Source organism: Streptomyces sp. RGM 3693 (assembly GCF_050471125.1).
GTDB lineage: Bacteria > Actinomycetota > Actinomycetes > Streptomycetales > Streptomycetaceae > Streptomyces.
The window spans coordinates 870,084-896,725 of sequence record NZ_JBMPPQ010000001.1 but is presented as its reverse complement, the minus strand read 5'-3'; the positions used below and the strand labels follow the sequence as shown (position 1 = coordinate 896,725).

The following is a 26,642-nucleotide window of genomic DNA, read 5'->3' as shown; positions in this document are numbered from 1 at the left end:
GCGGCTCAGCCCTTGTCCAGATATTGCTCCCGTTCGTCGTCCAACAGGGCGGACAGCGCGGTCCGCAATTCGGGGCAGCCGGTCAGCTCGGGGTCGGCGGCGACCAGGGCGGTGGCCTCCTCGCGGGCCGCCGTGATCACTTCCTCGTCTTCGATGACCGCGAGCATCCGGAGCGAGGAGCGGGCGCCGGACTGGGCCTGGCCGAGGACGTCGCCCTCGCGCCGCTGTTCGAGGTCGATGCGGGAGAGCTCGAAGCCGTCGAGGGTGGCGGCGACCGCGGCGAGCCGGGCGCGGGCCGGGCTGGCCTCGGGCATCTCGCTGACCAGCAGACACAGGCCGGGCGCCGAGCCGCGGCCCACCCGGCCGCGGAGCTGGTGGAGCTGGGAGACGCCGAAGCGGTCCGCGTCCATGATCACCATGGCGGTGGCGTTGGGGACGTTGACCCCGACCTCGATGACGGTGGTGGCGACCAGCACGTCCAGCTCGCCGGCGGCGAACCGGCGCATCACGTCGTCCTTGTCGTCCGGGGCCATCCGGCCGTGCAACACCGCCACCCGGAGTCCGGCGAGCGGGCCCTTCCGCAACTGCTCGGCGATGTCGAGGACCGCCAACGGGGGGCGCTTCTCGGCCAGGTCCTCCGGTGAACTCGGCTCCGCCGGGGCGGCTTTGGCCTTCTTCCCCTTGGGCGCGGCCTCCTCGTCGTCGCCGATCCGCGGACAGACCACGTACGCCTGGTGGCCGGCGACCACCTCCTCCCGGACCCGCTCCCACGCGCGGGCGAGGAAGTGCGGCTTGTCCTTGGCGGGCACCACGTGGCTGGCGATCGGCGAACGACCGGCGGGGAGCTGGTCCAGGACCGAGGTCTCCAGGTCGCCGAAGACGGTCATGGCGACCGTCCGCGGGATCGGCGTCGCGGTCATCACCAGCAGGTGCGGGGGTTGTTTGCCCTTGGAGCGCAGGGCGTCGCGCTGCTCCACGCCGAAGCGGTGCTGCTCGTCGACGACGACCAGGCCCAGGTCGTGGAACTGCACCACGTCCTCGATCAGGGCGTGCGTCCCGATGACGATGCCGGCCTCGCCGGTGACCAGGTCCAGCAGCGCCTGGCGACGGGCCGCGGCCCCCATCGAACCGGTCAGCAGCACCACCTTCGTGCCCCGCTCCGCGCCGCCCAGCATCCCTGCCTCGGCGAGATCGCCCATCATCTCCGTGACGGAGCGGTGGTGCTGTTGGGCCAGCACCTCGGTCGGCGCGAGCATCGCCGCCTGGCCGCCGCTGTCGACGACGCCGAGCATGGCGCGCAGCGCGACCATGGTGTTGTGGGTGACCGTGAAGTGGTCGGTCACGTAGGCGTGGGAGGGGTGCCCGACGCTGATGCACTGGACGGGCTTGCGGCCGACGTGCTCGACGGCGCGCACGGTGCGCCGGAACGCACCGCCGCCCGCGCCGCCCTCCTCGGGGAGCGCCACCGTGACATCGTGCCCGCCGTCGCCCACCGGGGCGGTGTGGGCCGTGCCACCGAGGGAGCGCGCCAGCCAGGCGACGTCGGCGGCCAGCGGGGCCGGGGCGGCGCGGAAGACGCCGTCGGTGCCGGGGTGTTCGCCACCGGCGGCCAGCAGGCCCGCCAGCAGCGCCCGGCGGTCCTTGACGGGGGCGTTGCGGTAGGCGTCGGGGACGCTGCGGCCGGCCGGGCCGGTGCCGCCCGCGCCCAGCGTCCGCCCCAGTGCGTACGGGTCGAGCGGCCGCTCCCCGCCGTCGTCGAGGTCCACCGGGGTGGCCGGGGCGATCGACCAGCGGGGCCGGCCGTCGGCGTCCAGGAGTTCGGCCCGCAGCTCGCGGGTGGTCAGCACCTGCTCCCCGGTCGTGCGGGCGGAGACGATCCACAGGTGTTCGTCGTCGCACTCGACGGTGCTGCCGTCGGACAGCACCAGCCGCCACACCTCCCGCTCGCCCTGCGGGAACACCCCGTCCACCGGGGCGATCTCGCCGCTGGGCACCACCACTTCGGTGCCCACCGTCAGCTCTCCCATCGGGCGGAAGCCGCGCGGGGTGAGCACCAGGGCGTCCAGCGGCTGGGCCTTGCCGGAGCCGACCTCGCCCTGGAGGAGGCGGTGCATCGGGTGCTCCGTCGCCAGGTCGTCGAAGATCTCCCGGCTGACCTTCGTCTGGCCCTCGGTGAGGGTGAAGGGCAGTCGGGCGTCGAACGCGTCGAGGATGCCACCCGGCGTCAACCTCCGGGGTACGGCGGGGAGTTGGGCGTCGGTGAAGCGACGGCGGGCGAGCGCGACCTGGAGGACGAACGCCTCGTCCCACTTCAGCCGGGCCCGCGCATCGGCGACGTCGGCCTTGCTGCGGGGGCGGTGGACCTTCAGCAGCGCCTCGGTGAGCGGGACCAGCCCGCGGCCCTCGCGCAGCCCCGGGGGCAGTGGGTCGAGGGCGTCCTGGGCGCTGGGCAGGACCGCGTCGACCGCCTTGGTGATCTTCCAGGACGCCATTTGCTGGCACGCCGGGTAGATCGGCATGAGCTGATGGGCGAAGGCGTCGACGGCCTCGCTGTCGGCGTCCTGGTCGAGGAGTTCGTATTCCGGATGGGCCAGCTGGAGTTTGCGGTTGAAGACCGAGACCTTGCCGGCGAACATCGCGCGCTTCCCGGGCAGCAGGTCCTTGTGCGGTTTGTGGATGCCCTTGCCGAAGAACACCAGCTGGAGCCGGCCGCTGCCGTCCGTGAGGGTCACTTCCAGCCGCTGTCCCCGGCCGTGGTTGAACGTGAGGACGCGGGCGTCGGCGACCCGGGCGACGACCGTGACGTGTTCGTCCAACGGCAGGTCGGCCAGCCGGGTCAGCTCACCGCGCTCGGCGTAGCGCCGCGGATAGTGGTGCAGCAGGTCGCCGACCGTTTCCAGGCCGAGATGCTCGGCCAGGACCTTCGCGGTGGTGCCGCCGAGGATTTTCTTCAGGGGTTCGTCGAGCGCTGCCACGCGTTCCATTGCACACCACGGCACTGACAACGGGCCACCACCGCCGCTTTCCGCGGCCGGGAATTCCGACAGCGGACGGTATTCCGGCGGCCGGCGCGATACCCGCGGTGCGGTGCGCTATTCCACGCCGATCAGCAGCGGCGCCGCGTATTCGCCGCCTTCGTAGACGACCGTGTCCACCGCGAGATGGCGTTCCCGGACGTGCCGCTCCAGCCGTTCGGCGAGGGAATCGGGGACGTCCGCGCCGAGGACCAGGGTGACCAGTTCGCCGCCCGCGGAGAGCATCCGGTCGAGCACCGTCATCGCGGTCCGGGCGAGGTCGGGCCCGATCACCACGACATCGCCGTCGATCAGGCCGAGCACGTCCCCGGCCTGGCAGATCCCGGCCATCGTCCAGGACTGGTGCTCGGCGACGGCCAACTCGGCGTAGCGGGTGGCGCCGGCCGCCGCGGTCATCGCGACCATGTCCTGGTCGAAGCTGCGGCCCGGCTCGTGCACGGCCAGCGCCGCGAGACCCTGGACGGCGGAGCGGGTGGGGATCAGGGCGACCCGTACGCCCTCGGCCCGGGCCTGCTCGGCGGCGGCCGCCGCGGTGTGCCGCAGCTCCGGGTCGTTGGGCAGCAGCATCACCTCACGGGCGCGGGCCTGCCGGATCGCCTGGACCAGTTCGCCGCTGGCCGGCGGCTCCCCGGGGCGGACGGTCACCGGGGTCGCGCCGGCCTCCGCGCACAGTGCCGCGAGCCCGGCGCCCGGCACCACCGCGACCACGGCCCGGGCCGCCAGCGCCGGCTCCTGGGCCCGCGGGCCCGCGCCGAAGTGGGTGATCCGGATCCGGTACGGCCGGCCGGCCTCGATCCCGGCTTCCACCGCGGCCCCGGCGTCGTCGACGTGGACGTGCACGTTCCACAGGCCGTCCCCGCCGACCACCACCAGCGAGTCGCCGAGCCGGTCGAGCCGGGTCCGCAACCGGGCCACCTCGGCGTCGCCGGCCTCCAGCAGGTAGATCACCTCGAAGGCGGGCCCGCCGGCGTGCGGATCGCCGCAGCCGTCCGCCTCCTGTGCCACCGCCGCACAGCCGGCCGCCTCCGGGACCGGTCCACCGGCCCGTACGGCGACGGGGACGGCGGTGACCTCCCCGGACAGGGCGTCGGCGAGCGCGCCCAACAGGGCCACCAGCCCGCAGCCGCCGGCGTCCACCACCCCGGCCTTCCCCAGCACCGCGAGCTGTCCCGGAGTGGCCCGCAGCGCTTCCACAGCGCCCCGGTGGGCGGCCCGGGCGACCTCGGCGACCCCGCCGGTGGTCTGCTCGGCGGCACCGGCGGCGGCCGTCGCCACGGTCAGCACGGTGCCCTCCACGGGATGCGCGACCGCCTCGTAAGCGGCCGTCGCGGCCCGCCGCAGCGCCTGGCGCAGGGCGTCCGCGGCGCCCGTCCCCTCCGCCGGGGCGGCCGCCAGCACCTGCGCCATACCGCGCAGCAGCTGCGCCAGGATGGTGCCGGAGTTGCCGCGGGCCCCGATGAGGGCGCCGTGCGCCATGGCGCCGACGGCGTCGGCGAGGTCGGGTGCGGTGCCAGCGGAGCCGTGGCCGTCGAAGGCGGCCTCGACCGCGCGGGCGGCCGATTCCAACGTCAGGTAGCAGTTGGTGCCGGTGTCGCCGTCGGCGACCGGATAGACGTTGATCGCGTCGATCCGCTCGCGTTCCCGTCCGAGCGCCTCCAGGGCCAGTCCGCACCAGGTACGGACGGCAGCGGCGTCGAGCGGGTGGGGCACGTCGTCCTCCTGGGGTCGCGGGATGCACCCGCACAGTAGTCGCGGTCCGGCAGGGTGGCCGGGTCGGGTGCCGGAGGCTCCGTGGTAGTTTCGTCCTGAAGGAGCGGCCGTTGTATGCTGCTCCGGTTGCCCGATGAAAATCGGGCCATTCCTCTCCTGTCGGCGTCGGCACGGCTATGCACTCGACCCGACCGGTTTTCCGTAAGTGCATCTGAAGTCTTTGGAGTGACCCGTGGCTGCCAACTGCGACGTCTGCGGCAAGGGGCCGGGCTTCGGCAAGAGTGTCTCGCACTCGCATCGCCGCACCAACCGTCGTTGGAACCCCAACATCCAGACGGTTCGTGCAGTGATCGGGCGCACGCCGAAGAAGCTGAACGCCTGCACCTCGTGCATCAAGGCCGGCAAGGTCTCGCGCTGACGCCTTAGCCGTAGCGCAGCCCCGCCGGTTGCTAGGAAGCCGGTCCACCGTCAAGGTGGGCCGGCTTTCTGCCGTTCCTCCGGGGCCGCGCCCGCCGTGGTCGGTGCACGGGCCCCCAGTGGTCAGTGCGCGGCGCGCAGCCGCCAACCGTGGTCGACCGGTCCGATGCCCGCGCCCAGCCGGAAGCCGGCCGCGATCGCGCCGGTGACGTACTCCTTCGCCGCCGCGGCCGCCTGCGGGACGGTGTCGCCCTGGGCGAGCCTGGCGGCGAGGGCACTGGCGAGGGTGCAGCCGGTGCCGTGGGTGTGCCGGTTGTCGTGCCGGGGGGCGCGCAGCCAGTGCTCCGCCCTGCCGTCGGTGAGCAGGTCGACCGCGTCGCCGGCCGCGTCCGCCGCGTCGGACGGGAGGTGGCCGCCCTTGATGAGCACCCAGCGCGGCCCGAAGGCCAGGACGGCGTCGGCGGCCCGCCGCATCTCGTCCACGGTGTGCACCACTACGCCGGTGAGCTGCGCCACCTCGTCGAGGTTGGGGGTGGCGACCGTCGCGGTCGGCAGCAACTTGTTGCGGACCGCGTCCAGCGCGGAGGCGGCCAGCAGCGCGTCGCCGTGTTTGGAGACGCCCACGGGGTCGATGACGACCGGGACGGTGAGGCCGGCGAGCAGCTCCGCGACGGTTTCGACGAGTTCGGCCGAGGAGAGCATGCCGGTCTTGACGGCCTGGACGCCGATGTCGTCGACGACGCTGCGGAACTGGGCGCGCACCGCCTCTGCGGGCAGGTCCCAGGCGCCCTGGACGCCCAGGGAGTTCTGCGCGGTGACGGCGGTGAGCACGCTCATGCCGTGGGTACCCAGCGCGAGCATCGTCTTCAGGTCGGCCTGGATACCGGCACCGCCGCCGGAGTCGGAGCCGGCGACGGTGAGCACGCGGGGAGGTGTCTGCATGCCGCGAATCTACTCGGGGTCCCCGTTGTCGCCGAAGTGGTCCCAGCCGGCCTTGGCCCAGGGGGCGCCGTCCACCGTCACCTGGGGCAGCGCCGAGGGGTTGAGGACCTCGCCGATCACCTTCCAGCGGGCCGGCAGCTTCACGTCGGGCGGGAAGGTGGCCACGATGGCGTGGTCCTCGCCCCCGTTGAGCACCCACTGCATCGGGTCCACACCGACCGCCGTACCGATATCGGACATCTGTGAAGGGATGTCGATGTTGGCGGAGCGCAGGTCGATGCGGACCTTGCTGGCCTCGGCGATGTGCCCGAGGTCGGCGACGAGTCCGTCACTGACGTCGGTCATGGCGGTGGCGCCGAGCCCCGCGGCGGCCGGGCCGGCGTGGTAGGGCGGTTCGGGGCGGCGGTGCGCCTCCACGAAGGCGCGCGGGGAGCGGAAGCCCCGGGAGAGCACCGCGTGGCCGGCGGCCGACCAGCCGAGCCAGCCGGTCACCGCGACCACGTCGCCGGGCTGGGCGCCGGCCCGCGTCACCGGCTCCTGGTTGCGCAGGTCACCGAGGGCGGTGATGGCGACGGTGATGGTGTCGCCGCGGACCACGTCCCCGCCGACCACCGCGGCGCCGGCCACCTGGCACTCGTCGCGCAGCCCGTCCATCAGCTCGGTCGCCCAGGTCGCGGGGAGTTCCGCGGGGACCACCAGGCCGAGCAGGATCGCGGTGGGCACCGCGCCCATCGCCGCGATGTCGGCGAGATTCTGCGCGGCGGCCTTGCGGCCGACGTCGTAGGCGGTGGACCAGTCGCGGCGGAAGTGCCGTCCTTCGAGGAGAATGTCGGTACTGGCGACGACCCTGCGGTCCGGCGCGGTGACCACCGCGGCGTCGTCCCCCGGCCCGATCCGTACGGCGGGAGTGGAGGTGAGCCGGGAAGTGAGCTCTCTGATAAGCCCGAATTCCCCCAGCTCGCCCACGGTGCCCTTCATGCTGTTGCCCTTCCCATGTGTACGGACGGTCCGTACGTGGCTGACGACTGCGCCGCACCGGCCGTGTTCACCGCGCGGGTCTCCCCGCTCCGCTCGGTGACGCGGTACCGTGGCGTCCCTTCTTCCCACATGATCCTCGTAGCCGCCCTGGAGGTTCCGTGGTACAGGCTTACATCCTGATCCAGACCGAGGTCGGCAGAGCCTCGGCGGTGGCCGAGGTGATCGCGAAGATCCCCGGCGTGCTGACGGCCGAGGACGTGACCGGCCCCTATGACGTCATCGTGCGCGCCCAGGCGGACACCGTCGATGAGCTGGGCCGCATGGTGGTCGCGAAGGTCCAGCAAGTGGAAGGCATCACGCGGACGCTCACCTGCCCGGTGGTCCATCTCTAGCTCCCCCGTATGCTCGGCCGGGTGATACGCGCGAGACGCCGGTACCTGGCCGCCCTTCCCCTGCTCGCCGCGGTGTCCGCGGTGGCGGGCTGTTCGTCCGCCACGGAGGTGGCGGCGCCCTCCCCCACGGGTGAGGCCGCGCGCCACTGCCGGGCGCTCCACCGGGACCTGCCGCAGACCGTGAACGGGCTGCAACGGGGTACCGCCGAGCCGGTCTCGGACTTCACTGCCATATGGGGCGATCCTGCCGTGGAGCTGCGCTGCGGGGTACCCAAGCCGGAGGTGCTCAGGCACGGGAGTGAACATTACAACCCCAACCCCGACTCGGCGGAAGTCAACGGCGTGCAGTGGCTCTTCGAGCAGCAGGACGACGGCTACCGCTTCACGACGGTCCTGCGGAAGGTCTACGTCGAGGTGACCGTGCCGGGGAAGTACGCCCAGGAGGTCAATGTGCTGCCCGATCTCGCGGGCGCGGTGCAGAAGGCCATTCCGGCCGGGGTTTAGGGCCTGTCCGCCCCTGAGCCACCGGACCGGCCCCGGGCCCGGTCGTCGCGCTCCCGTCGTCCGCCCGGAAGGCGGGCCGCAAGGCGCGCCGGGCACCGGCCGGCAGTCGGAGCGTGACGACGGCCCCTAGGGCGGCGCCCACCGGAATACCGCCCGGCCCGGCCACGTTGGGGCCCGCAAGGGGCGCGCGCACCCCCTAGGGGATCCGTTCGCCCACCCCCGAGGCCCCCGCGCCCCGCTCGGCAAGGCCCGTCCGCTCAGCGCAGCCCGGTGGAGCGGCTCAGGGCCGCCTGCAGGAGCCGGTCGATGAGTTCCGGGTAGCTGACGCCGCTCTCCCGCCACATCCGCGGGTACATCGAGATGGGCGTGAAGCCGGGCAGCGTGTTGATCTCGTTGATCACGAACTCGCCGTTGTCCTGGAGGAAGAAGTCCGCGCGGACCAGGCCCTCGCAGGACGCCGCCTCGAAGGCCGCGATCGCCAGCTCCTGGACCCGGGCGGTCTGCTCCTCGGTCATCGGCGCCGGCACGATCCCGTCGGCCGAGTCGATGTACTTGGCCTCGAAGTCGTAGAAGTCGTGGGCGGTGACCGGCGGGATCTCGGCCGGCACGCTGGCCCGCGGGCCGTCCTCGAACTCCAGCACCCCGCACTCGATCTCGCGGCCGCGCAGCAGCGACTCCACGATGATCTTGGGGTCGTGGCGCCGCGCCTCCTCGATGGCCTCGTCCAGCCCGGTCAGGTCGTCGACCTTGGTGATGCCCATGGACGAGCCGGCGCGCGCGGGCTTCACGAACAGCGGCCAGCCGTGCTCACCGGCGAAGTCCACGATCTTCTTGCGGGCGGCCGTGGGATCCGTCTCCCACTCGCGCGGGCGGATGACCTCGTAGGGGCCGACCGGCAGCCCGAAGGAGGCGAACACCCGCTTCATGTAGTCCTTGTCCTGGCCGACGGCCGAGGCGAGCACGCCGGAGCCGACGTAAGGCACCCCGGACAGCTCCAGCAGGCCCTGGAGGGTGCCGTCCTCGCCGTACGGGCCGTGCAGCACGGGGAAGACGACGTCGACCTCGCCGAGGGCCTTGGGGACCGAGCCCGGCTCGCTGTAGACGACCTCACGGGTGGTGGGGTCCGCGGAGAGCACCACGACGCCGTCACCGCCCTCGGCGAGCTCGGCCACGCTGGGCAGCTTCCGGTCCGTGATCGCCATCCGCCCGGGGTCGTCGGCGGTCAGCGCCCAGCGGCCGTCGGTCGTGATGCCGATGGGCAGCACGTCGTACTTGTCGCGGTCGATGGCGGCCAGCACGGCTCCGGCGGTGACCACGGAGATCGCGTGCTCGGAGCTGCGGCCACCGAACACGACGGCGACGCGGGGCTTGTGGGAGGAGGTCTCGCTGCTCATATCGGCTTGAGGGTACCTGCTGGTAGGGGATGCGTCAGTGCCGCGGCGGCCATCGGTGGCGTGGCGGCACGGAAGAGGGGCCGCCGCCCAGCGGCGCCGTTGGGGGCGGTGGGCGGGTGACGGGCGGGCGGTCAGTGCCGTTCGGGCTTGGCGCTGCGGGACATCAGCTGCTTGAGGGCCACCAGGGGCGGCTTGCCCTCGTGGACGATCTCCACCACGGTCTCGGTGAGCGGCATGTCGACGCCGTGCCGGCGGGCCAGATCCAGTACGGACTCGCAGGACTTGACGCCCTCGGCGGTCTGCTTGGTGACCGCGATGGTCTCCGCCAGCGACATGCCCCGGCCGAGGTTGGTGCCGAAGGTGTTGTTGCGGGAGAGCGGCGAGGAGCAGGTGGCGACGAGGTCGCCCATGCCGGCCAGGCCCGCGAAGGTGTGCGCGTCGGCGCCCATGGCCAGGCCGAGCCGGGTGGTCTCGGCGAGTCCGCGGGTGATCAGGGACGCCTTGGCGTTGTCGCCCAGGCCCATGCCGGTGGCGATGCCGACGGCGAGCGCGATGACGTTCTTGACCGCGCCGCCCAGTTCGCAGCCCACCACGTCGGTGTTGGTGTACGGGCGGAAGTACGCGGTGTGGCAGGCGGCCTGGAGGCGCCGGGCGACGTCCTCGTCGACGCAGGCCACGACGGCCGCGGCGGGCTGTCGGGCGGCGACCTCCTTGGCGAGGTTGGGGCCGGTCAGCACCGCGACGCGTTCCGCGGGGACCTTGGCGACCTCTTCGATGACCTCGCTCATGCGCTTGGCGGTGCCCAGTTCAACGCCCTTCATCAGGGAGACCAGGACCGTGTCGGAGGGCAGGAGGGGCGCCCACTCGGCGAGGTTGGCGCGCAGTGTCTGGGAGGGCACGGTGAGCACGGTGAAGTCCGCGCCGCGGGCGGCCTCGGCCGGGTCGGTGGTGGCCCGTACGCCTTCGGGCAGTTCAACGCCCGGCAGGTAGTCCGGGTTGGTGCGGCCGGTGTTGATGGCGTCGACGAGGGCCGCTCTGCGCGCCCACAGGGTCACCTCGCAGCCCGCGTCGGCGAGCACCATCGCGAATGCGGTGCCCCAGGACCCCGTGCCGAAGACGGCGCAGCGCGTCACTTGCCTTCATCCTCCTGTGCCTGTCGGTTGCTTCGGGCCGGCTGCGTGGGGGCGGCCGGTGCGGTGGACTCGGCCGGTTCCAGGACGGCGTCGCCGGTGCCGGCCGCCGCGGCGATCCGGGCGGCCTCGCGGGCGGCCCGCCGCTCCCGGGCGATCTGCTTGCGGTAGTCGAACGGTTCGGCCGGTGCGGTCTCGCCGCGGATGCCGGCCAGCTCGGCGGTGATGGCGGCCATGATCTTGTCGGTGACGGCGCGCAGCACCTCGGCGGTGGGCTCCTGGCCGTAGAACTCGCTGAGGTCGACCGGCGGTCCGGCCTGGACCCGCAGCGTCTTGCGCGGCAGGAGCTGGAGCTTCTTCTCCTTGGCGTACGGCGGCATCGCCTCGTTGGCGCCCCACTGGGCGACGGGAATGACCGGCGCCTTCGTCAGTAGTGCGACCCGGGCGGCGCCGGTCTTGCCCTGCATGGGCCACATCTTCGGGTCGCGGGTGAGGGTGCCCTCGGGGTAGAAGGCGACGCATTCGCCCTTCTCGATGGCGTTCACGGCGGCCCGGAAGGCGGTGGCGGCGTCGGTGGTTTCCCGGTAGACGGGGATCTGCCCGGTTCCGCGCATCATCAGGCCGACAAAGCCGCTCTTGAAGAGTCCGGCCTTGGCGAGGAATCGGGGGACCCGCCCGGTGTTGTACTGATAGTGCGCATAGGAGAGCGGATCAAGATACGAGTTGTGGTTGACCGCGGTAATAAAACCGCCGTCGGTCGGAATGTGCTCCATTCCTCGCCAGTCCCGCTTGAACAGAACCAAGAGCGGCGGTTTGCAGATGACCGCGGCCAAGCGGTACCAGAAGCCGATTCTGCGGCGGGACACTGGGACACCCTCCTTGTGGGACCTGCGAAGCTGCTGCGAGCCGGCAGCCGCACAAGTGTCGCCCCGAGTACCCGCTATGTCGAGAACACCGTAACCCCGCCACTCCAGGAAAGGCTCCGGCGGCGGGTGAGAATGATCCCGATGCGAAGAGACGGAGCGGATGTGGGCTGGAGCCTCGTAGTGCCGCTGAAACCGCTGGTGCGGGCCAAGAGCAGGCTCTCGGGGGCCGCCGGTGAGGAGTTCCGGCCGAAGTTGGCGCTGGCATTTGCGCTGGACACCGTGTCGGCGGCGCTGGCCTGCGCGGACGTGCGGGATGTGGCGGTTGTCACGGACGATCCGGTGGCCGGGGAGCACTTGGCGGCGCTGGGGGCGCGCATCGTGCCGGACGCTCCGGCCAACGGGTTGAATGCCGCACTGGCCCATGGCGCGTCGGTCGTACGGGCCCGGCGGCCCGGTGCGCCGGTCGCCGCGCTGAACGCCGATCTGCCGGCGCTGCGTCCGGCCGAGCTGACGCGGGTGCTCCATTCCGCCGCGCTATTTCCGCGGGCATTTCTCGCGGATGCGGCGGATATCGGGACAACACTTCTGTCCGCGACTTCCGGTACGGAATTGGAACCGGCTTTCGGGGGCGCCTCACGGGCCCGGCACCGGGCGTCCGGGGCGCACGAGATCACCGCGCCGGACGTGCCGTCGGTGCGCCGGGACGTGGACACCGGGGACGACCTACGGGCCGCACTGGCGCTGGGCGTGGGGCCGCACACCGCGCGGCAGGCCCCGCGGGTGCCGGGTTGGGCGGAGTGGGCAGGTGCGTTGAGCCCGGCCGGACGCTCGGGGGGCTTCGGTGCCGCGGACCGGCCGGGCGCTCCGGGCCGTATGGTGCCGCCGCAGGTCAGAGCGTCTGGAGCGTGACGAGGACGATCCGGCGGGCGTCGCTCTCGCCGGTGACCTCGATCCGCACCCGCTGACCGGGCCGGAGCAGGAGCAGGCCGCCGGCGTCGAAGGCCGCCGCGTCGAAGGGCAGCGGGGTCCCGTCGTCCAGCAGCACGCTGCCGGAGCGGGTCGTCTCGTCGTAGGTGTACGCCGTGGCCTGCATGGGGCCAGCGTAGACGGCGCCCCGGGCCGGTACGCACCGCGGGCCGGGCTCCCCGGAGGGAGACCGGCCCGGCGCCTGGCGTTGCGTCGCCGCCGCGGAATTACCGCTTGCGGGCGGTGGTCTTCTTGGCGGTGGTCTTGCGCGCCGTGGCCTTCTTGGCGGGAGCCTTCTTCGCCGTGGTCTTCTTGGCGGGCGCGGTCTTCTTCGCCGTGGTCTTCTTCGCGGTGGTCTTCTTCGCCGCGGTGACCTTCTTCGCCGCCGCCTTCTTCGCGGGCGCCGCCTTCTTCGCGGTGGTCTTCTTGGCGGTGACCTTCTTCGCGGTGACCTTCTTCACCGCCACCTTCTTCGCGGGCGCCGCCTTCTTGGCAGCGGCCTTCTTGGCGACAGCCTTCTTCGCTGCGGCCTTCTTGATGGCGGCACCGCCGGTCAGGCTGCCCTTGGGCGCCTTCTTGACGGCGACCTCGCCACCCTTGGGGAGCTTCTTCGAGCCGCTCACCAGGTCCTTGAAGCCCTGACCGGCGCGGAAACGGGGCACCGAGGTCTTCTTGACCCGGACCCGCTCACCCGTCTGCGGGTTGCGCGCGTAGCGGGCCGGACGGTCGACCTTCTCGAACGAGCCGAATCCGGTGACCGAAACGCGGTCGCCGGCGACAACTGCACGGACGACTGCGTCCAGTACGGCGTCCACCGCTTCCGCGGCGTTCTGGCGGCCACCGAGCTTGTCGGCAATGGCTTCTACGAGCTGCGCCTTGTTCACGTCTTCCCCTTCGGAGACATTGCTGGAACGAAAGATTCCAAGCTTTTTCGCACGTTAGGCAGATATATACCGCAAATCAAACACGAAACGGGCTAATCACCCTTGTGCCGCAACGGACTCGACCTTCACGGACTTCCATCGGCATGCACATCTTCGGGATAACGACCTTCGTCAAGGTCGTGCATGAACCACTCCAGACGCCTTGCCGCGTCCGCAAGATCGTGTTTAGCCGCGGCCGTGATGACGAGCAGCTTCCGGGTCAGCGCCATCCGTACGCCCTCCGGGACTTGCAGTGTCCGCACCCTTGCGTGTGCGTCCTTGAGTCGGTCGGCGACGAAACCGTAGAGCTTGAGTTGGTCGTCGCGTTCCATGCGCTAATTGTGCCATCTGCGGCGAGTTGTCGCTTCACGGGGCCTCAACACCGGCCTCGACAAGCCGAAGCGCCCCCCGCCAACTGCACAGGGGGCGCATCGTACGCAATAAGTCTTTGAGCCATAAAACCCGAGGTCAGACCTCGATGGTACGCGGTTTGAATGACGGCCTGTTCGCCTCGTAGGCAGCGATGTCGGACTCCTCCCGAAGGGTGAGGCTGATGTCGTCCAGACCCTCCAGGAGCCGCCAACGAGCGTTCTCGTCCAGCTCGAAGCCGGCTGCCACCTCCGTTCCGTCGAGTCCCTCGGCGCGGACCTCGCGGTCCACCAGGTCGACGGTGATCTCGGCGGTGGGGTCGGACTCCACCAGCTTCTGCAGCCGGTCCACGGTCTCCTGCGGCAGGACCACCGTCAGCAGGCCGTTCTTGAGGGAGTTGCCCCGGAAGATGTCCGCGAACCGCGAGGAGATGACGGCCTTGAAGCCGTAGTTCTGCAGCGCCCAGACGGCGTGCTCACGCGAGGAGCCGGTGCCGAAGTCGGGCCCGGCAACCAGGACGGTGGCGCCCTTGTACGCCTCCTGGTTGAGGACGAACTCCGGGTCCTTGCGCCACGCCTCGAAGAGCCCGTCCTCGAAGCCGTCCCGGGTGACCTTCTTCAGCCAGTGGGCCGGGATGATCTGGTCGGTGTCGACGTTGCTGCGGCGCAGCGGAACGGCCCGGCCGGTGTGGGTGGTGAAAGCTTCCATGGTTCTCAGACTCCCGCGGGCGTAGCGACGTCGGCGTCGGACAGGTCGGCCGGTGAGGCCAGGTGGCCGAGAACCGCCGTTGCGGCGGCGACCTGCGGCGAGACCAGGTGGGTGCGACCGCCCTTGCCCTGCCGACCCTCGAAGTTGCGGTTGGAGGTGGACGCGGAGCGCTCACCGGGCGCCAGCTGGTCGGGGTTCATGCCCAGGCACATCGAGCAACCCGCGTGCCGCCATTCGGCGCCGGCCGCGGTGAAGACCTTGTCCAGCCCCTCCGCGACGGCCTCCAGGGAGACCCGGACGGAGCCGGGAACGATCAGCATGCGCACGCCCTCGGCGACCGAACGGCCTTCCAGGACCGCCGCCGCGGAGCGCAGGTCCTCGATCCGGCCGTTGGTGCACGAACCTACGAAGACGGTGTCCACGGAGATCTCGCGAAGCGGCTGACCCGCCGTCAACCCCATGTATTCCAGGGCCTTTTCGGCGGCGAACCGCTCCGAGGGGTCCTCGTACGAAGCCGGGTCGGGGACGTTCGCCGAAAGCGGCGCGCCCTGGCCGGGGTTGGTGCCCCAGGTGACGAACGGCGACAGCGTCGCGGCGTCGATGACGACCTCGGCGTCGAAGACCGCGTCGTCGTCGGTGCGCAGCGTCTTCCAGTACGCCACGGCGGCGTCCCAGTCCTCGCCCTGGGGGGCGTGGTCGCGGCCCTGGAGGTAGTCGAAGGTGGTCTGGTCGGGGGCGATCATGCCGGCCCGGGCGCCCGCCTCGATCGACATGTTGCAGATGGTCATCCGGGCTTCCATCGACAGCTTCTCGATGGCCGGGCCGCGGTACTCCAGCACGTATCCCTGGCCACCACCGGTGCCGATCTTGGCGATGATCGCCAGGATCAGGTCCTTGGCGGTGACGCCCTCGGGCAGTTCACCCTCGACGGTGATCGCCATGGTCTTGAACGGCGCCATCGGCAGCGTCTGGGTCGCCAGGACGTGCTCGACCTGGCTGGTGCCGATGCCGAACGCCAGCGCACCGAAGGCGCCGTGGGTGGAGGTGTGACTGTCACCGCAGACCACGGTGGTACCGGGCTGGGTCAGCCCCAACTGCGGTCCCACGACGTGGACGACGCCCTGCTCGACGTCACCCAGCGGGTGCAGCCGGACACCGAACTCCGCACAGTTCTTGCGCAGGGTCTCCAGCTGGGTGCGCGAGACCGGGTCGGCGATCGGCTTGTCGATGTCGAGGGTCGGGGTGTTGTGATCCTCGGTGGCGATGGTCAGGTCGGTGCGGCGCACTCCGCGGCCGGCCTTGCGCAGGCCATCGAACGCCTGCGGGCTGGTGACCTCGTGCAGCAGGTGCAGATCGATGAAGAGGAGGTCGGGCTCGCCTTCCGCGCGCCGGACGACGTGGTCGTCCCAGACCTTCTCCGCAAGTGTCCGTCCCATCGCATTCCCTCCGGCCGGCTGCTTTGCCGGCCTTGCTCGTCTGTGCGCGGTGACCCGCGAATATCCCCTGGCGGGCGTGACGCCGGGCCCTGGTCGAGGGCCGCAACTACAGAGTGACGACTTCGCTGGAAAATTGAACTTGCGTTTCACACTGTGAGACGCGAGTATCGTTGCATGGACAACTCTAGCGGCGTCGGCGTTCTCGACAAGGCAGCTCTGGTTTTGAGCGCTCTGGAGTCCGGTCCGGCCACCCTCGCCGGGCTGGTCGCGGCGACCGGGCTTGCACGACCCACGGCCCACCGGCTGGCCGTGGCTCTGGAACACCACCGGATGGTGGCGAGGGACATGCAGGGCCGGTTCATCCTCGGCCCGCGGCTCTCCGAGCTGGCCGCGGCGGCCGGCGAGGACCGCCTCCTGGCCACGGCCGGACCGGTGCTCACGCACTTGCGCGACGTGACGGGCGAGAGCGCCCAGCTCTATCGCCGGCAGGGCGACATGCGGATCTGCGTCGCGGCGGCGGAACGACTGTCCGGACTGCGGGACACCGTCCCCGTCGGCTCCACGCTGACCATGAAGGCCGGCTCGTCGGCCCAGATCCTGATGGCCTGGGAGGAGCCGGAGCGACTGCACCGCGGCCTCCAGGGCGCCCGCTTCACCGCCACCGCCCTCTCCGGCGTACGGCGCCGTGGCTGGGCCCAGTCGATCGGCGAGCGGGAGCCCGGCGTGGCCTCCGTCTCCGCACCCGTCCGCGGCCCCTCCAACCGCGTGGTGGCGGCCGTCTCGGTCTCCGGCCCCATCGAGCGCCTGACCCGCCACCCGGGCCGCATGCACGCCCAGGCGGTCATCGACGCCGCCGCCCGCCTCTCCGAGGGCCTGCGCCGCAACGGCTCCTGAGACGCCCACCGGCCGGCCCCGCTCCCCCGCGGCGGCCGGCCGGCTCACTTCTCGACCTTCTCGATGCCCCGACCCCGGCCGCCCCAACTACCCGCCCATCACGGGCCGCTGCCGCCGCACCGGGACCAACTCCCCGGCCACGCAGAGCCGTTGAACGTCCACCGGAGTTTCCCGGAACAGCAGAAAGGCCCTCCGCATGATGCGGAGGGCCTTCCCTCGATGTACCCCCGACCGGATTCGAACCGGCGCTACCGCCTTGAGAGGGCGGCGTGCTAGGCCGCTACACAACGGGGGCCTTGCAGATGAGCTCTGCGAGCTGGCCTACCTGGACTCGAACCAAGACTAACTGAACCAGAATCAGTCGTGCTGCCAATTACACCATAGGCCATGGTGGTGTAGACCAGTACCCCCGACCGGATTCGAACCGGCGCTACCGCCTTGAGAGGGCGGCGTGCTAGGCCGCTACACAACGGGGGCCCTAGCGATCCTGCGTGAGTGGCAGCGGGTGCGACCCGTACTGCCTCCCCGGGAAGGATCTGTACCCCCGACCGGATTCGAACCGGCGCTACCGCCTTGAGAGGGCGGCGTGCTAGGCCGCTACACAACGGGGGCTTTGCAGATGAGCTCTGCGAGCTGGCCTACCTGGACTCGAACCAAGACTAACTGAACCAGAATCAGTCGTGCTGCCAATTACACCATAGGCCATCAAAGTGCAACCCCCGGTTGGGGGCTTTGCCTTGATCTGCGCCTTCCGGTCCGGGCCTTTCGGCCCTCTCGGGCGGCGCAGGAAGAACATTACCTGATCGTGGAGGGTGCTCCAAAACCGATAACCCCGCGCACCAGCTCGGGAAGCTCGGCCAGCCCGCGGATGCGGTGCACCCCGGCTGGCGGCTGCTCGTCGGTGCCCGTGCGATCCAGCCACACGGCCGCCAGGCCGGCGTCCCTGGCGCCCAGGCCGTCGATGTCGAGTCGGTCGCCGACGTAGAGCACCTCGGACGGCGGCAGTCCGAGGGCCGCGCAGGCTCCTTGGAAGGCTTCCGGGGCGGGCTTGGCGTGGCCCAGGTCGTCGGCGCAGAGCACCGCCTCGAAGCGCTCGCGGATGCCCAGGGTGGTCAGCTTGCGCTCCTGGTTGGCGGTGGAGGCGTTCGAGAGCACCGCCTGGCGGACCAGGGGGGCCAGCGCGTCCAGGGTCGGCACGGAGTCCGGGAAGAGTTCCCAGGACGCCTCGTAGTGGGCGAGGTAGCGGCCGAACCAGGCGTCCGCCTCGGCGTCGGTCAGCGGGGTGCCCAGGAACGTACGGGCGCGGGCCCTGCGCTGTTCCAGGAACCCCAGCTCGCCCGCGAGGAAACGGGCGAACTCGGTTTCCATCGCCTGCTGCCAGCGGGTGAGTGCCACCGCCTCGCCGCCGTACGCGGCCAGCAGCCCCTCGGTCCGTAGGTGGCGCAGTACGCCGGTGCGGTCGGAGCCGATGTAGTCGAAGAGGGTGTCGTCGATGTCCCAGAGGACGGCGTGGAGGGGCATATCGGGAATCTAGCGGCAGGGGACGGTCGGGAAAAAGGAGTGGGCCCGAAAGCGCGTGGCTTTCGGGCCCGTGGGTCCCGTGGGGTGCGGTCGGGTCAGGCGGTGAGCCGGGCCAGGGCCGCGTCGATGCGCTGGAGGGTGCGGTCCTTGCCGAGGACCTCCAGGGACTCGAAGAGCGGGAGGCCGACGGTGCCGCCGGTGACGGCGACCCGGACCGGGGCCTGGGCCTTGCCGAGCTTGAGGCCGTGCTCCTCACCGGCGGCGAGGACGGCCTGCTTGAGGGGCTCGGGGCCGGCGGTCCAGTCGGCGGACTCCAGGTTGGCGCGGGCGGTGGTGAGCAGGGCCACCGGGTCGCCCTTCATGGCCTTCGTCCAGGACGCCTCGTCGTCGACCGGCTCCTTGCGGAAGAGGAAGTCGACGTTGGCGGTGATGTCGGAGAGGACGGTGAGGCGGGTCTGGGCGTGCGGGGCGATGGCCTCCCAGGCGGCCCGGTCGAAGTCCTCGGGCTCCCAGTTGGCGAACGGGGCCGTCAGCCAGGGCGCACAGGCCGCGATGAAGTCCTTGGGGTCCAGGCGGCGGATGTGCTCGGCGTTGATCGCCTCGGCCTTCTTGAGGTCGAAGCGGGCCGGGTTGGCGTTGACGTCCGCGATGTCGAACTTCTCGATCATCTCGGGGATGGTGAAGATGTCCTCGTCCGCGGAGAACGACCAGCCCAGCAGGGACAGGTAGTTCAGCAGGCCCTCGGGGAGGAAGCCGCGCTCCCGGTAGAGGTTGAGGTTGGCCTGGGGGTCGCGCTTGGAGAGCTTCTTGTTGCCCTCGCCCATGACGTAGGGCAGGTGGCCGAAGGCGGGGACGGCCGAGGCCAGGCCCAGCTCGATCAGGGCCCCGTAGAGGGCGATCTGGCGGGGGGTGGAGGAGAGCAGGTCCTCGCCGCGCAGGACGTGGGTGATGCCCATCAGGGCGTCGTCGATCGGGTTGACGAGGGTGTAGAGCGGCGCTCCGTTGGCGCGGACGATGCCGTAGTCCGGGACGTTCTCCGGGGTGAAGGTCAGTTCGCCGCGGACCAGGTCGGTGAAGGTGATCGGCGCGTCGGGCATCCGGAAGCGGACGATCGAGGAGCGGCCCTCGGCCTCGTGGGCGGCCTTCTGCTCGGCGGTCAGGTCGCGGCAGGCGCCGTCGTAGCCGGAGGGCTTGCCGGCCTTGCGGGCGGCCTCGCGGCGGGCGTCGAGCTCTTCGGTGGTGCAGTAGCAGTGGTAGGCGTGGCCGGCGGCGAGCAGCTTCTCGGCGACGTCCTTGTAGAGGTCCATCCGCTGCGACTGGCGGTAGGGCTCGTGGGGGCCGCCGACCTCGGGGCCCTCGTCCCAGTCGAAGCCGAGCCAGTGGAACGAGTCCAGCAGCTGGTTGTAGGACTCCTCGGAGTCGCGGGCCGCGTCGGTGTCCTCGATGCGGAAGACCAGCTGGCCGCCGGTGTGCCGGGCGTAGGCCCAGTTGAACAGGGCGGTACGGACCAGCCCGACGTGCGGGTTGCCGGTCGGGGAGGGACAGAAACGGACGCGGACGGGGGTCGCGTTAGCCACGCTTGATCACCTTGTTGGTGAGAGTGCCGATGCCTTCGATGGTGACGGCGACCGTGTCGCCGACGTTGAGCGGGCCGACTCCGGCCGGGGTGCCCGTGAGGACGACGTCGCCGGGGAGCAGCGTCATCGCCTCGGTGATGTGGACGATCAGGTCCTCGATGGAGCGGACCATGTCGCTGGTGCGGCCGAGCTGGCGTTGTTCGCCGTTGACCGTGCACTGGATGGTGAGGTCGCTCGGGTCCAGGTCCGTTTCGATCCAGGGGCCCAGGGGGCAGGAGCTGTCGAAGCCCTTGGCCCGGGCCCACTGCTTCTCCCGGCGTTGGACGTCCCGCGCGGTGATGTCGTTGGCGCAGGTGTAGCCGAGGATGACGTCCTTGACCCGCTCGCGGGGCACCTCGCGGCACATCCGGCCGATGACGACGGCCAGCTCCGCTTCGTGGTGCACCTCCTGGGAGAAGGAGGGGTAGGCGATGGGGTCGCCGTGGCCGATCACCGACGTGGACGGCTTGAAGAAGGTGATCGGCGTCTCCGGGACCTCGTTGCCCAGTTCGGCGGCGTGTTCGGCGTAGTTGCGGCCGATCGCCACGACCTTGTTGGGAAGGACCGGCGGCAGCAGCCGCACTTTTTCGAGGGGGACCTTCTGGCCCGAGCGCTCGAATTCCGCGAACGGATGCCCCTTGATGACGTCGAGTTCGTCTCCTTCGAGGACGCCGAAGCCGACGTTGCCGTCGATGGAGAATCTGGCGATGCGCACGGGTTGCCGCTGCCCCTCATGATCATTGGCCGGAGTTGACACTCCAGGCTATCGCGGGGGGATGGGCGCACCGCCGTCCATTTAGGCCGTGACGTCCTGCTTCGGCAGGTCGTTCAGGACGGTGCGGCGGGGGTTGGCGGTCTGGCGGGGCAGGTCGACGGTGTGCTCCTGGACCTCGGGGGTGCCGAGGTCTTCGGCGTCCTTCAGGTGGGCCAGGGTGGTGCGCCGCGGGTTGGCTATGTTGCGGAACATCATCGTCGTCTTCACTGCGGTATGCCTCGCGTCTGGTCGGGAAGAGTTGCCGAACGTTGCGTTTTTGCGCGTTGTCGTTTTACGCAACTGTGTAAAGCGTCAGGCTAAGCGCGCTATTCCCTGCGGATCAGCGGGAAAGTCGGCGATCTCCCTGTGAGTTTCCTCACGAAGGGTGTGACATATGCCGCATTTCCCGTGATCAACATCCATGGCAGAAACGGACATTGGCGGATCGAACCGCACGTTCCGCTCCTGATCACCGCACGTGGGGCAGGGGGTGAGGGCGGGCGACTCGCGGGCAAAAGTCCGAAATCAGGGGTAGCGTCTTCTACCGGTCGTAACGCATTCCATACATTGCGTCACCCATGTCACAGCGGCTGGCTCCGCTCTTGTTGGAGATCCTGCACTGTGCTGGAATTCCACGGACCGCCGCACGTTTCCACCGGCGCGCAGGGTGCGAAGGAGCGCCGCGCGGTGGTGCCGCTCTCTCGGCCAGAGGGGACGGCCCGCCGGTCACTCACGACCGCCACGGGGGATTTCGCGGTCCCCCTTTCGACTCGACACCGTCCCGCCGTTTGACGCGGTGGGACGCCTGGTCCAGAGGTTGCGACGCTAGTGCAGGGACGTTTCAAGAGGGATGGCAACGCTGCGGCGGACCCGGAGCTGCGCGGCGGGAAAGACCGCGGCCAGACTCCGGGCGAAGACGCCGCGGACGGCGGCAAGCCCAAGAACGGCCCCAGTGGGCCCGGCAGTCGAATAGCGCTGCGCAACTGGCGCATCAGCACCCGGCTGGTCTCCCTGCTCGCGCTCCCCGTGGTCGCGGCGACGACCCTGGGCGCGCTGCGCGTCAACACCGAGCTGGACAACATCGACCAGCTCGACAAGATGCAGCTGCTCACGGAGATGACCCGGCAGGCCACCGAGCTGGCCGACGCCCTCCAGGTCGAGCGTGACAAGTCGGCCGGCCCGCTGGCCGGCACCGGCAACGTCAAGGACGACGCCAGCGTGGTCGCCCCGCGCGAGGCCACCGACCGGGCCAAGGTCTCCTTCAACCAGGCCACCGGCGACATCAAGCCGGACGACGCCACCATGGCCGGCGTCCGGGCGACCATCCTGGAGATCGGCCGCCAGCTCAACACGCTCAACGAGATCCGTGGCAGCGCCTACAAGGACGACAACAACGTCGCGCGGACCGTCACCGCCTACAACCAGCTCATCGCCTCCCTGCTAGACCTCTCGCAGGACATGGCGCAGGCCACCAGCAACCCGGAGATGATCCGCAGCACCCGTGCCCTGGCGGCGTTCTCGTCCGCCAAGGAGTACGCGTCGATGCAGCGCGCCCTGGTCAGCGCCGGTCTGGCGCACTCCGGCGGCCCGCAGCTCTCCGCCAACGACCGGCTGGCCGGCCGTACCGCCGAGGACAACGAGAAGGCGGCCCGGGACCGCTTCTCGCAGATCTACAACGGCAACGCCGGGGCGCTCACCCGCGGCCTGGACGGCAACAACGACGAGATCAAGGCCGCGTACGCCTTCGCGCACCGCGCCTTCGCCAGCACGAGCGGCATCCGCAGCCAGGAGTACAAGTACCTCGACTGGTACGACTCCGACACCGTCAAGATCGACGAGATGTCGCGGATCGAGACCTCGCTGCTCTCCGAGATGGACCAGAAGTCCCGCGAGCTGCGCAACGCCGCGACCCAGGACGCGATCATCAACGGTGCGGTGATCCTGCTCGTCCTCGGCGTCTCGCTGATCGGCGCGTTCGTCGTGGCCCGGTCCATGGTCCGCTCGCTGCGCCGGCTCCAGGACACCGCGCAGCGGGTCTCCCAGGACCGGCTGCCCGAGCTGGTCAAGCAGCTGTCCGAGTCCGACCCGCAGGACGTCGACACCTCCGTCGAGTCGGTCGGTGTGCACAGCCGGGACGAAATCGGCCGGGTGGCCGCGGCGTTCGACGAGGTCCACCGCGAGGCGGTCCGGCTGGCGTCCGAACAGGCGCTGCTGCGGGGCAACGTCAACGCGATGTTCACCAACCTCTCGCGCCGCTCCCAGGGTCTGATCCAGCGTCAGCTCTCGCTGATCTCCGAACTGGAGTCCCGCGAGGCCGACCCGGACCAGCTCTCCTCGCTCTTCAAGCTCGACCACCTCGCCACCCGCATGCGCCGTAACGGCGAGAACCTCCTGGTCCTCGCGGGTGAGGAGCCGGGCCGCCGGTGGACCCGTCCGGTCCCGCTGGTCGACGTGCTCCGGGCCGCCGCGTCCGAGGTGGAGCAGTACGAGCGGATCGAACTGAACGCGGTCCCGCAGACCGAGGTCGCCGGCCGGGTCGTCAACGACCTCGTGCACCTGCTCGCCGAGCTGCTGGAGAACGCCACGTCGTTCTCCTCGCCGCAGACCAAGGTCAAGGTGACCGGTCACGCGCTGCCCGACGGCCGCGTCCTGGTCGAGATCCACGACACCGGTATCGGCCTCTCCCCCGAGGACCTGTCGGCGATCAACGAGCGGCTGGCCAGCCCGCCGACCGTGGACGTCTCGGTGTCCCGGCGCATGGGCCTGTTCGTGGTCGGCCGGCTGTCGCTGCGACACGGCATCCGCATCCAGCTGCGGCCGTCCGACTCCGGCGGCACCACCGCCCTCGTCATGCTGCCGGTCGATCTCGCCCAGGGCGGCAAGAAGCCGACGCCGACCACCGCCAAGAGCACCGGTGACGGCGGTGGCGCGCCCACCAGCCGACTCGCCGGGCTCCAGCCGCGCGGCCAGGTCGGCTCCGGCCCCGGCGGGCGGCCCGCGCTGCCCGGCCGCGGTGGCCAGGGCGGCGCCCCGAACGCCTTCGGCTCGCCGGCGCCCGGCGGCCGTACCGCACCGGCCGCACCGGCCCGCGGCGGCGACGCCGACGGTGCCCGGCCCGCGCTGCCGGTCCGCGGTACGGACGCGGGCCGCGAAGCCGACGACGGCCGCGCCCCGACCGTGGCACCGCCCACCGGCCTGCCCCCGCGCGAGGAGCGCCCGCAGCTGCCGCCGCGGAACTCTCGGCCGGCGGCCGAACTGCCGGGCGGCGCGGCCGCACCGGCCCCCACGAACACCGAGCAGCCGGGTGGCGCGCCGCTGGGCGTACGCCGGGACCGCGGCGCCCGGGACGACTGGCCGCTGGCGCCCCGCGAGGCGCAGGACCGGCCGCGGGGCCACGAGGAGCCGGAAACCACCGGCACCTTCGAGCGGCCCGCGCCGGCCGCCGGCCCCGGCGACACCGCCGCGTTCCCCCGGCCCGACTTCGGCGGGCCGCGGCCCGGCGCAGGCCGGAACGACGCCCCCGGCGCCGGCCGCGAGCCGGTCCGGGCGGCCGGCGGGCCCGCCGACATCGGGCAGTTCCCGCGGCCGAACGCCGACACCGGGCAGTTCCCGCGACCCGATGCCGACACCGGGCAGTTCGAGACCGGACAGTTCGACCTCGGGCAGCGGGAGACCACCGGGCAGTTCCCGCGACCGGACACCGACACCGGGCAGTTCGACACTGGACAGTTCGAGACCACCGGGCAGTTCCCGCGTCCCGCGGGCGAGCGGGCGGAGCCGGCCGGGCAGGGCCGGCAGCCGGCCGCCGGTCGTACCCCGGCGGGCCGGGACGCGCTGGATGCCGATCCGCTCGGCGACCCGCTCGGCAACGGTCCGCTCGGCGCCACGGACACCGGCGCCAGTGACGGCCGTACGCCGATCTTCGACACCATCGAGTCCAACTGGTTCAACACCCCGGCCTCGGCGGCCGCCGGTGTGCCGCCGATGCCGCGCCGCGACGCCGGCCGGGACGGTGCCGCGCCCGGTGACACGCCGGCCGGTGGTGTGCCGACGGGCCGCGTACCGACGGGTGGTGCGCCAGCAGGCGGTACGCCGACGGGCGGGCGCCGCGACAGCGCCCCGGCCGACGCCTCCGCGCAGTGGCGCACCTCGCCCAACGACGACGCGTGGCGACAGGCGGAGCAGATCCGCCAGCCGGCCTCGGGTGGGATCACCACTTCCGGGCTGCCCCGTCGGGTGCCGCGCGCCAACCTGGTCGCCGGTACCGCGCAGCAGCAGGCCCCGCAGGGCGGTCCGCAGGTCTCCCGCGCGCCCAGCGACGTGCGCGGCCGGCTGACCAATCTCCGCCGGGGCATCCAGCAGGGCCGGCAGGCCGGGACGTCGTCCACCGGCAACCACGGCATTGTCGATCCCACTCACCAGCAGGAGCGTTAGTTGAGTCCGATGAGCCAGGCGGCGCAGAATCTGAACTGGTTGATCACCAACTTCGTGGACAACACCCCCGGGGTGTCCCACACGGTCGTGGTCTCCGCGGACGGACTGCTCCTCGCGATGTCCGAGGGCTTCCCTCGCGACCGCGCCGATCAGCTGGCGGCGGTGGCCTCCGGTCTGACGTCGCTGACGTCCGGCGCGTCCCGCATCTTCGAAGGCGGGACCGTCAACCAGACCGTGGTGGAGATGGAGCGCGGCTTCCTCTTCCTCATGTCCGTCTCCGACGGATCGTCGCTGGCCGTACTGGCGCACCCCGAGTGCGACATCGGCCTCGTCGGTTACGAGATGGCCCTGCTGGTCGACCGCGCGGGCACCGTCCTGACACCCGATCTCCGCGCAGAACTCCAGGGAAGTCTGCTGAACTGAGTGCCCGCGGCGCCCGCAGCGCCGCACCGCACCCGGTAACCCCTCATCCATCCACGCCGTACCCCCCACCGGCCCAACCCGACGACACGTCAGTTGTCCCGCCCGGAGGATCCATGACCCCGCCACCCGCCACTTCCGGCCCGTACGGCGCCTACAGCTCAGCGCCGTACGGGAGCGAAGGTGACCAACCGCTGGTGCGCCCCTATGCCATGACCGGAGGCCGGACCCGGCCGCGCTACCAGCTCGCCATCGAGGCACTGGTCAGCACCACGGCCGACCCCTCCCAGCTGCCCGGCCTGCTGCCCGAGCACCAGCGCATCTGCCACCTGTGCCGCGAGGTGAAGTCGGTGGCGGAGGTTTCCGCGCTGCTGCACATCCCGCTCGGCGTGGCGCGGATCCTGGTCGCGGACCTGGCCGAAGCCGGGATGGTGGCCATCCACCAGCCTGGCGGCAGCGGTGAGGCGGGCGGCACGCCGGACGTGACCCTGCTGGAGAGGGTGCTCAGTGGACTTCGCAAGCTCTGACGGCGGCCACGGCCAGAGCCCGGCCCGTTCCACCACGTCCGCGAAGATCGTGGTGGCGGGCGGCTTCGGCGTGGGCAAAACCACGTTCGTGGGCGCGGTCTCGGAGATCAACCCGCTGCGCACGGAGGCCGTGATGACCTCCGCGTCGGCGGGCATCGACGACCTCAGCCACGTCCAGGACAAGACGACCACGACCGTGGCGATGGACTTCGGCCGGATCACCCTGGACGAGGACCTGATCCTGTACCTGTTCGGTACGCCGGGCCAGGACCGCTTCTGGTTCATGTGGGACGACCTGGTCCGCGGCGCCATCGGCGCCGTGGTCCTGGTCGACACCCGTCGCCTGGCCGACTGCTTCCCGGCCGTCGACTACTTCGAGAACAGCGGCCTGCCCTTCGTCATCGCCCTCAACGGCTTCGACGGCCAGCAGGCGCACACCCCGGACGAGGTCCGGGAGGCCCTGCAGATCGGCCCGGCGACCCCGATCATCACCACGGACGCACGGCATCGCGGGGAGGCCAAGAGCGCGCTCATCACGCTCGTGGAGCACGCGCTGATGGCCCGGCTGCGGTAGGAGCGGCCGGGCGGCCCGCCCGTTGTCCGGCGCGGGCCGTACGGGGGTTGTCACGGGGGGTTCCTGACGCCTGCCCTGGACCGGTTCCGCTCGTCGGGGACGGTGATCTGTGTCCTTCGACACGCCTGCCCG

The 26,642-nt window shown here is 71.3% G+C and carries 25 protein-coding genes and 5 tRNA genes; 9 read left to right on the top strand and 21 right to left on the bottom strand.

The genetic code is table 11. The annotated features are described in order from the left end of the window. Positions 1 to 5 precede the first annotated feature (5 nt). Together ACO0M4_RS03810 and ACO0M4_RS03805 are read right to left on the bottom strand one after the other, a co-directional pair. Entirely contained in the window at positions 6 to 2,984 is a 2,979-nt protein-coding gene (locus ACO0M4_RS03810) for a helicase-related protein (protein WP_430368180.1), read from the bottom strand. 108 nt (positions 2,985 to 3,092) lie between these two features. Continuing rightward, complete coding sequence (locus ACO0M4_RS03805; RefSeq protein WP_430368179.1) at positions 3,093 to 4,745, bottom strand: DAK2 domain-containing protein; 1,653 nt, start codon at positions 4,743 to 4,745, stop codon at positions 3,093 to 3,095. Positions 4,746 to 4,977: 232 nt separating this feature from the next. Here ACO0M4_RS03805 and rpmB point away from each other — a divergent pair, with 232 nt between their 5' ends. Beyond that, on the top strand, positions 4,978 to 5,163 hold the full coding sequence (rpmB, locus tag ACO0M4_RS03800) for a 50S ribosomal protein L28 (RefSeq protein ID WP_006602870.1): 186 nt from the start codon (positions 4,978 to 4,980) through the stop codon (positions 5,161 to 5,163). A gap of 122 nt (positions 5,164 to 5,285) precedes the next feature. On the opposite strand, the gene thiD is transcribed toward rpmB, so the two are convergent. Continuing rightward, positions 5,286 to 6,104 carry a bifunctional hydroxymethylpyrimidine kinase/phosphomethylpyrimidine kinase gene (gene thiD / locus ACO0M4_RS03795; protein ID WP_430368178.1) on the bottom strand — a complete coding sequence of 273 codons (819 nt, stop codon included), beginning with the start codon at positions 6,102 to 6,104 and terminating at the stop codon, positions 5,286 to 5,288. A 9-nt stretch (positions 6,105 to 6,113) separates the two neighbouring features. Then, complete coding sequence (locus ACO0M4_RS03790) at positions 6,114 to 7,082, bottom strand: thiamine-phosphate kinase (protein ID WP_390020906.1); 969 nt, start codon at positions 7,080 to 7,082, stop codon at positions 6,114 to 6,116. Between the two features lie 158 nt (positions 7,083 to 7,240). Between ACO0M4_RS03790 and ACO0M4_RS03785 the strand changes: the two genes are divergently transcribed. Continuing rightward, positions 7,241 to 7,474: an Lrp/AsnC family transcriptional regulator gene (locus ACO0M4_RS03785; RefSeq protein ID WP_018541151.1), complete on the top strand. Its 234-nt coding sequence runs from the start codon at positions 7,241 to 7,243 to the stop codon at positions 7,472 to 7,474. A 9-nt stretch (positions 7,475 to 7,483) separates the two neighbouring features. After that, positions 7,484 to 7,978 (top strand): DUF3515 domain-containing protein, encoded by a 495-nt coding sequence (locus ACO0M4_RS03780; protein ID WP_430368177.1) that lies wholly within the window; start codon positions 7,484 to 7,486, stop codon positions 7,976 to 7,978. Between the two features lie 257 nt (positions 7,979 to 8,235). Here ACO0M4_RS03780 and ACO0M4_RS03775 read toward each other — a convergent pair whose 3' ends face one another. The 3 genes from ACO0M4_RS03775 to ACO0M4_RS03765 all read right to left on the bottom strand — a co-directional run bounded on the left by ACO0M4_RS03775 (position 8,236) and on the right by ACO0M4_RS03765 (position 11,368). Continuing rightward, positions 8,236 to 9,372: a D-alanine--D-alanine ligase family protein gene (locus tag ACO0M4_RS03775; RefSeq protein WP_430368176.1), complete on the bottom strand. Its 1,137-nt coding sequence runs from the start codon at positions 9,370 to 9,372 to the stop codon at positions 8,236 to 8,238. A 131-nt stretch (positions 9,373 to 9,503) separates the two neighbouring features. Next, on the bottom strand, positions 9,504 to 10,505 hold the full coding sequence (locus ACO0M4_RS03770) for an NAD(P)H-dependent glycerol-3-phosphate dehydrogenase (protein ID WP_100599604.1): 1,002 nt from the start codon (positions 10,503 to 10,505) through the stop codon (positions 9,504 to 9,506). After that, on the bottom strand, positions 10,502 to 11,368 hold the full coding sequence (locus ACO0M4_RS03765; RefSeq protein ID WP_430368175.1) for a lysophospholipid acyltransferase family protein: 867 nt from the start codon (positions 11,366 to 11,368) through the stop codon (positions 10,502 to 10,504). Before ACO0M4_RS03765 ends, ACO0M4_RS03770 begins: the two co-directional genes overlap by 4 nt. A gap of 141 nt (positions 11,369 to 11,509) precedes the next feature. On the opposite strand from ACO0M4_RS03765, the gene cofC reads away from it, so the two are divergent. Then, positions 11,510 to 12,277: a 2-phospho-L-lactate guanylyltransferase gene (gene cofC, locus ACO0M4_RS03760; RefSeq protein WP_430368174.1), complete on the top strand. Its 768-nt coding sequence runs from the start codon at positions 11,510 to 11,512 to the stop codon at positions 12,275 to 12,277. Here the strand turns inward: cofC and ACO0M4_RS03755 are convergent. The 5 genes from ACO0M4_RS03755 to leuC form a co-directional block, all read right to left on the bottom strand. After that, positions 12,258 to 12,461 (bottom strand): hypothetical protein, encoded by a 204-nt coding sequence (locus ACO0M4_RS03755; RefSeq protein ID WP_430368173.1) that lies wholly within the window; start codon positions 12,459 to 12,461, stop codon positions 12,258 to 12,260. The genes cofC and ACO0M4_RS03755 overlap by 20 nt on opposite strands. Before the next feature lie 100 nt (positions 12,462 to 12,561). Continuing rightward, complete coding sequence (locus ACO0M4_RS03750) at positions 12,562 to 13,218, bottom strand: HU family DNA-binding protein (RefSeq protein ID WP_430368172.1); 657 nt, start codon at positions 13,216 to 13,218, stop codon at positions 12,562 to 12,564. A gap of 125 nt (positions 13,219 to 13,343) precedes the next feature. After that, entirely contained in the window at positions 13,344 to 13,589 is a 246-nt protein-coding gene (locus tag ACO0M4_RS03745; protein WP_100599609.1) for a hypothetical protein, read from the bottom strand. 136 nt (positions 13,590 to 13,725) lie between these two features. Next, positions 13,726 to 14,334, bottom strand: a complete 609-nt coding sequence (leuD, locus tag ACO0M4_RS03740) for a 3-isopropylmalate dehydratase small subunit (protein ID WP_430368171.1) — start codon at positions 14,332 to 14,334, stop codon at positions 13,726 to 13,728. A gap of 5 nt (positions 14,335 to 14,339) precedes the next feature. Further along, positions 14,340 to 15,770, bottom strand: a complete 1,431-nt coding sequence (leuC, locus tag ACO0M4_RS03735) for a 3-isopropylmalate dehydratase large subunit (protein WP_430368170.1) — start codon at positions 15,768 to 15,770, stop codon at positions 14,340 to 14,342. Between the two features lie 174 nt (positions 15,771 to 15,944). On the opposite strand from leuC, the gene ndgR reads away from it, so the two are divergent. Then, positions 15,945 to 16,664, top strand: coding sequence for an IclR family transcriptional regulator NdgR (ndgR, locus tag ACO0M4_RS03730; RefSeq protein ID WP_100599612.1), 720 nt, complete (start codon positions 15,945 to 15,947; stop codon positions 16,662 to 16,664). A 222-nt stretch (positions 16,665 to 16,886) separates the two neighbouring features. Here the strand turns inward: ndgR and ACO0M4_RS03725 are convergent. The 9 genes from ACO0M4_RS03725 to ACO0M4_RS03685 form a co-directional block, all read right to left on the bottom strand. Beyond that, a tRNA-Glu gene (locus ACO0M4_RS03725) sits at positions 16,887 to 16,959 on the bottom strand. 21 nt (positions 16,960 to 16,980) lie between these two features. Beyond that, positions 16,981 to 17,052 (bottom strand) — tRNA-Gln (locus ACO0M4_RS03720). 16 nt (positions 17,053 to 17,068) lie between these two features. Then, a tRNA-Glu gene (locus tag ACO0M4_RS03715) sits at positions 17,069 to 17,141 on the bottom strand. Positions 17,142 to 17,203: 62 nt separating this feature from the next. After that, positions 17,204 to 17,276, bottom strand: a tRNA-Glu gene (locus ACO0M4_RS03710). Between the two features lie 21 nt (positions 17,277 to 17,297). Beyond that, positions 17,298 to 17,369: transfer RNA gene (locus tag ACO0M4_RS03705), tRNA-Gln, on the bottom strand. Positions 17,370 to 17,459: 90 nt separating this feature from the next. Further along, the gene (locus tag ACO0M4_RS03700; protein WP_430368169.1) at positions 17,460 to 18,185 is read right to left on the bottom strand and encodes an HAD family hydrolase; all 726 of its coding nucleotides are present in this window, start codon (positions 18,183 to 18,185) and stop codon (positions 17,460 to 17,462) included. 95 nt (positions 18,186 to 18,280) lie between these two features. Then, positions 18,281 to 19,762 carry a glutamate--tRNA ligase gene (gltX, locus tag ACO0M4_RS03695; protein ID WP_430368168.1) on the bottom strand — a complete coding sequence of 494 codons (1,482 nt, stop codon included), beginning with the start codon at positions 19,760 to 19,762 and terminating at the stop codon, positions 18,281 to 18,283. Then, positions 19,755 to 20,516 carry a fumarylacetoacetate hydrolase family protein gene (locus tag ACO0M4_RS03690; RefSeq protein WP_430368167.1) on the bottom strand — a complete coding sequence of 254 codons (762 nt, stop codon included), beginning with the start codon at positions 20,514 to 20,516 and terminating at the stop codon, positions 19,755 to 19,757. Before ACO0M4_RS03690 ends, gltX begins: the two co-directional genes overlap by 8 nt. Positions 20,517 to 20,597: 81 nt before the next feature. Continuing rightward, on the bottom strand, positions 20,598 to 20,783 hold the full coding sequence (locus tag ACO0M4_RS03685; protein WP_430368166.1) for a hypothetical protein: 186 nt from the start codon (positions 20,781 to 20,783) through the stop codon (positions 20,598 to 20,600). Positions 20,784 to 21,383: 600 nt separating this feature from the next. Between ACO0M4_RS03685 and ACO0M4_RS03680 the strand changes: the two genes are divergently transcribed. The 4 genes from ACO0M4_RS03680 to ACO0M4_RS03665 all read left to right on the top strand — a co-directional run bounded on the left by ACO0M4_RS03680 (position 21,384) and on the right by ACO0M4_RS03665 (position 26,510). After that, positions 21,384 to 24,989, top strand: a complete 3,606-nt coding sequence (locus tag ACO0M4_RS03680) for a nitrate- and nitrite sensing domain-containing protein (protein ID WP_430368165.1) — start codon at positions 21,384 to 21,386, stop codon at positions 24,987 to 24,989. 9 nt (positions 24,990 to 24,998) lie between these two features. After that, positions 24,999 to 25,412: a roadblock/LC7 domain-containing protein gene (locus ACO0M4_RS03675; protein WP_362706796.1), complete on the top strand. Its 414-nt coding sequence runs from the start codon at positions 24,999 to 25,001 to the stop codon at positions 25,410 to 25,412. 113 nt (positions 25,413 to 25,525) lie between these two features. Beyond that, the gene (locus ACO0M4_RS03670; protein WP_016576235.1) at positions 25,526 to 25,936 is read left to right on the top strand and encodes a DUF742 domain-containing protein; all 411 of its coding nucleotides are present in this window, start codon (positions 25,526 to 25,528) and stop codon (positions 25,934 to 25,936) included. Beyond that, positions 25,917 to 26,510, top strand: coding sequence for a GTP-binding protein (locus ACO0M4_RS03665; RefSeq protein ID WP_430368164.1), 594 nt, complete (start codon positions 25,917 to 25,919; stop codon positions 26,508 to 26,510). The genes ACO0M4_RS03670 and ACO0M4_RS03665 overlap by 20 nt, the downstream gene beginning before the upstream one ends. Positions 26,511 to 26,642 lie beyond the last annotated feature (132 nt).

Bases quoted from the DNA above. Each gene is read 5' to 3' on its own strand.
- ACO0M4_RS03810 (WP_430368180.1), bottom strand. From the start codon at position 2,984: ATGGAACGCGTGGCAGCGCTCGACGAACCCCTGAAGAAAATCCTCGGC.
- thiD (WP_430368178.1), bottom strand. From the start codon at position 6,104: ATGCAGACACCTCCCCGCGTGCTCACCGTCGCCGGCTCCGACTCCGGC.
- ACO0M4_RS03790 (WP_390020906.1), bottom strand. From the start codon at position 7,082: ATGAAGGGCACCGTGGGCGAGCTGGGGGAATTCGGGCTTATCAGAGAG.
- ACO0M4_RS03780 (WP_430368177.1), top strand. From the start codon at position 7,484: ATGCTCGGCCGGGTGATACGCGCGAGACGCCGGTACCTGGCCGCCCTT.
- leuC (WP_430368170.1), bottom strand. From the start codon at position 15,770: ATGGGACGGACACTTGCGGAGAAGGTCTGGGACGACCACGTCGTCCGG.
- leuD (WP_430368171.1), bottom strand. From the start codon at position 14,334: ATGGAAGCTTTCACCACCCACACCGGCCGGGCCGTTCCGCTGCGCCGC.
- cofC (WP_430368174.1), top strand. From the start codon at position 11,510: ATGCGAAGAGACGGAGCGGATGTGGGCTGGAGCCTCGTAGTGCCGCTG.
- ACO0M4_RS03755 (WP_430368173.1), bottom strand. From the start codon at position 12,461: ATGCAGGCCACGGCGTACACCTACGACGAGACGACCCGCTCCGGCAGC.
- ACO0M4_RS03700 (WP_430368169.1), bottom strand. From the start codon at position 18,185: ATGCCCCTCCACGCCGTCCTCTGGGACATCGACGACACCCTCTTCGAC.
- ACO0M4_RS03675 (WP_362706796.1), top strand. From the start codon at position 24,999: ATGAGCCAGGCGGCGCAGAATCTGAACTGGTTGATCACCAACTTCGTG.
- ACO0M4_RS03775 (WP_430368176.1), bottom strand. From the start codon at position 9,372: ATGAGCAGCGAGACCTCCTCCCACAAGCCCCGCGTCGCCGTCGTGTTC.
- ndgR (WP_100599612.1), top strand. From the start codon at position 15,945: ATGGACAACTCTAGCGGCGTCGGCGTTCTCGACAAGGCAGCTCTGGTT.
- ACO0M4_RS03745 (WP_100599609.1), bottom strand. From the start codon at position 13,589: ATGGAACGCGACGACCAACTCAAGCTCTACGGTTTCGTCGCCGACCGA.
- ACO0M4_RS03670 (WP_016576235.1), top strand. From the start codon at position 25,526: ATGACCCCGCCACCCGCCACTTCCGGCCCGTACGGCGCCTACAGCTCA.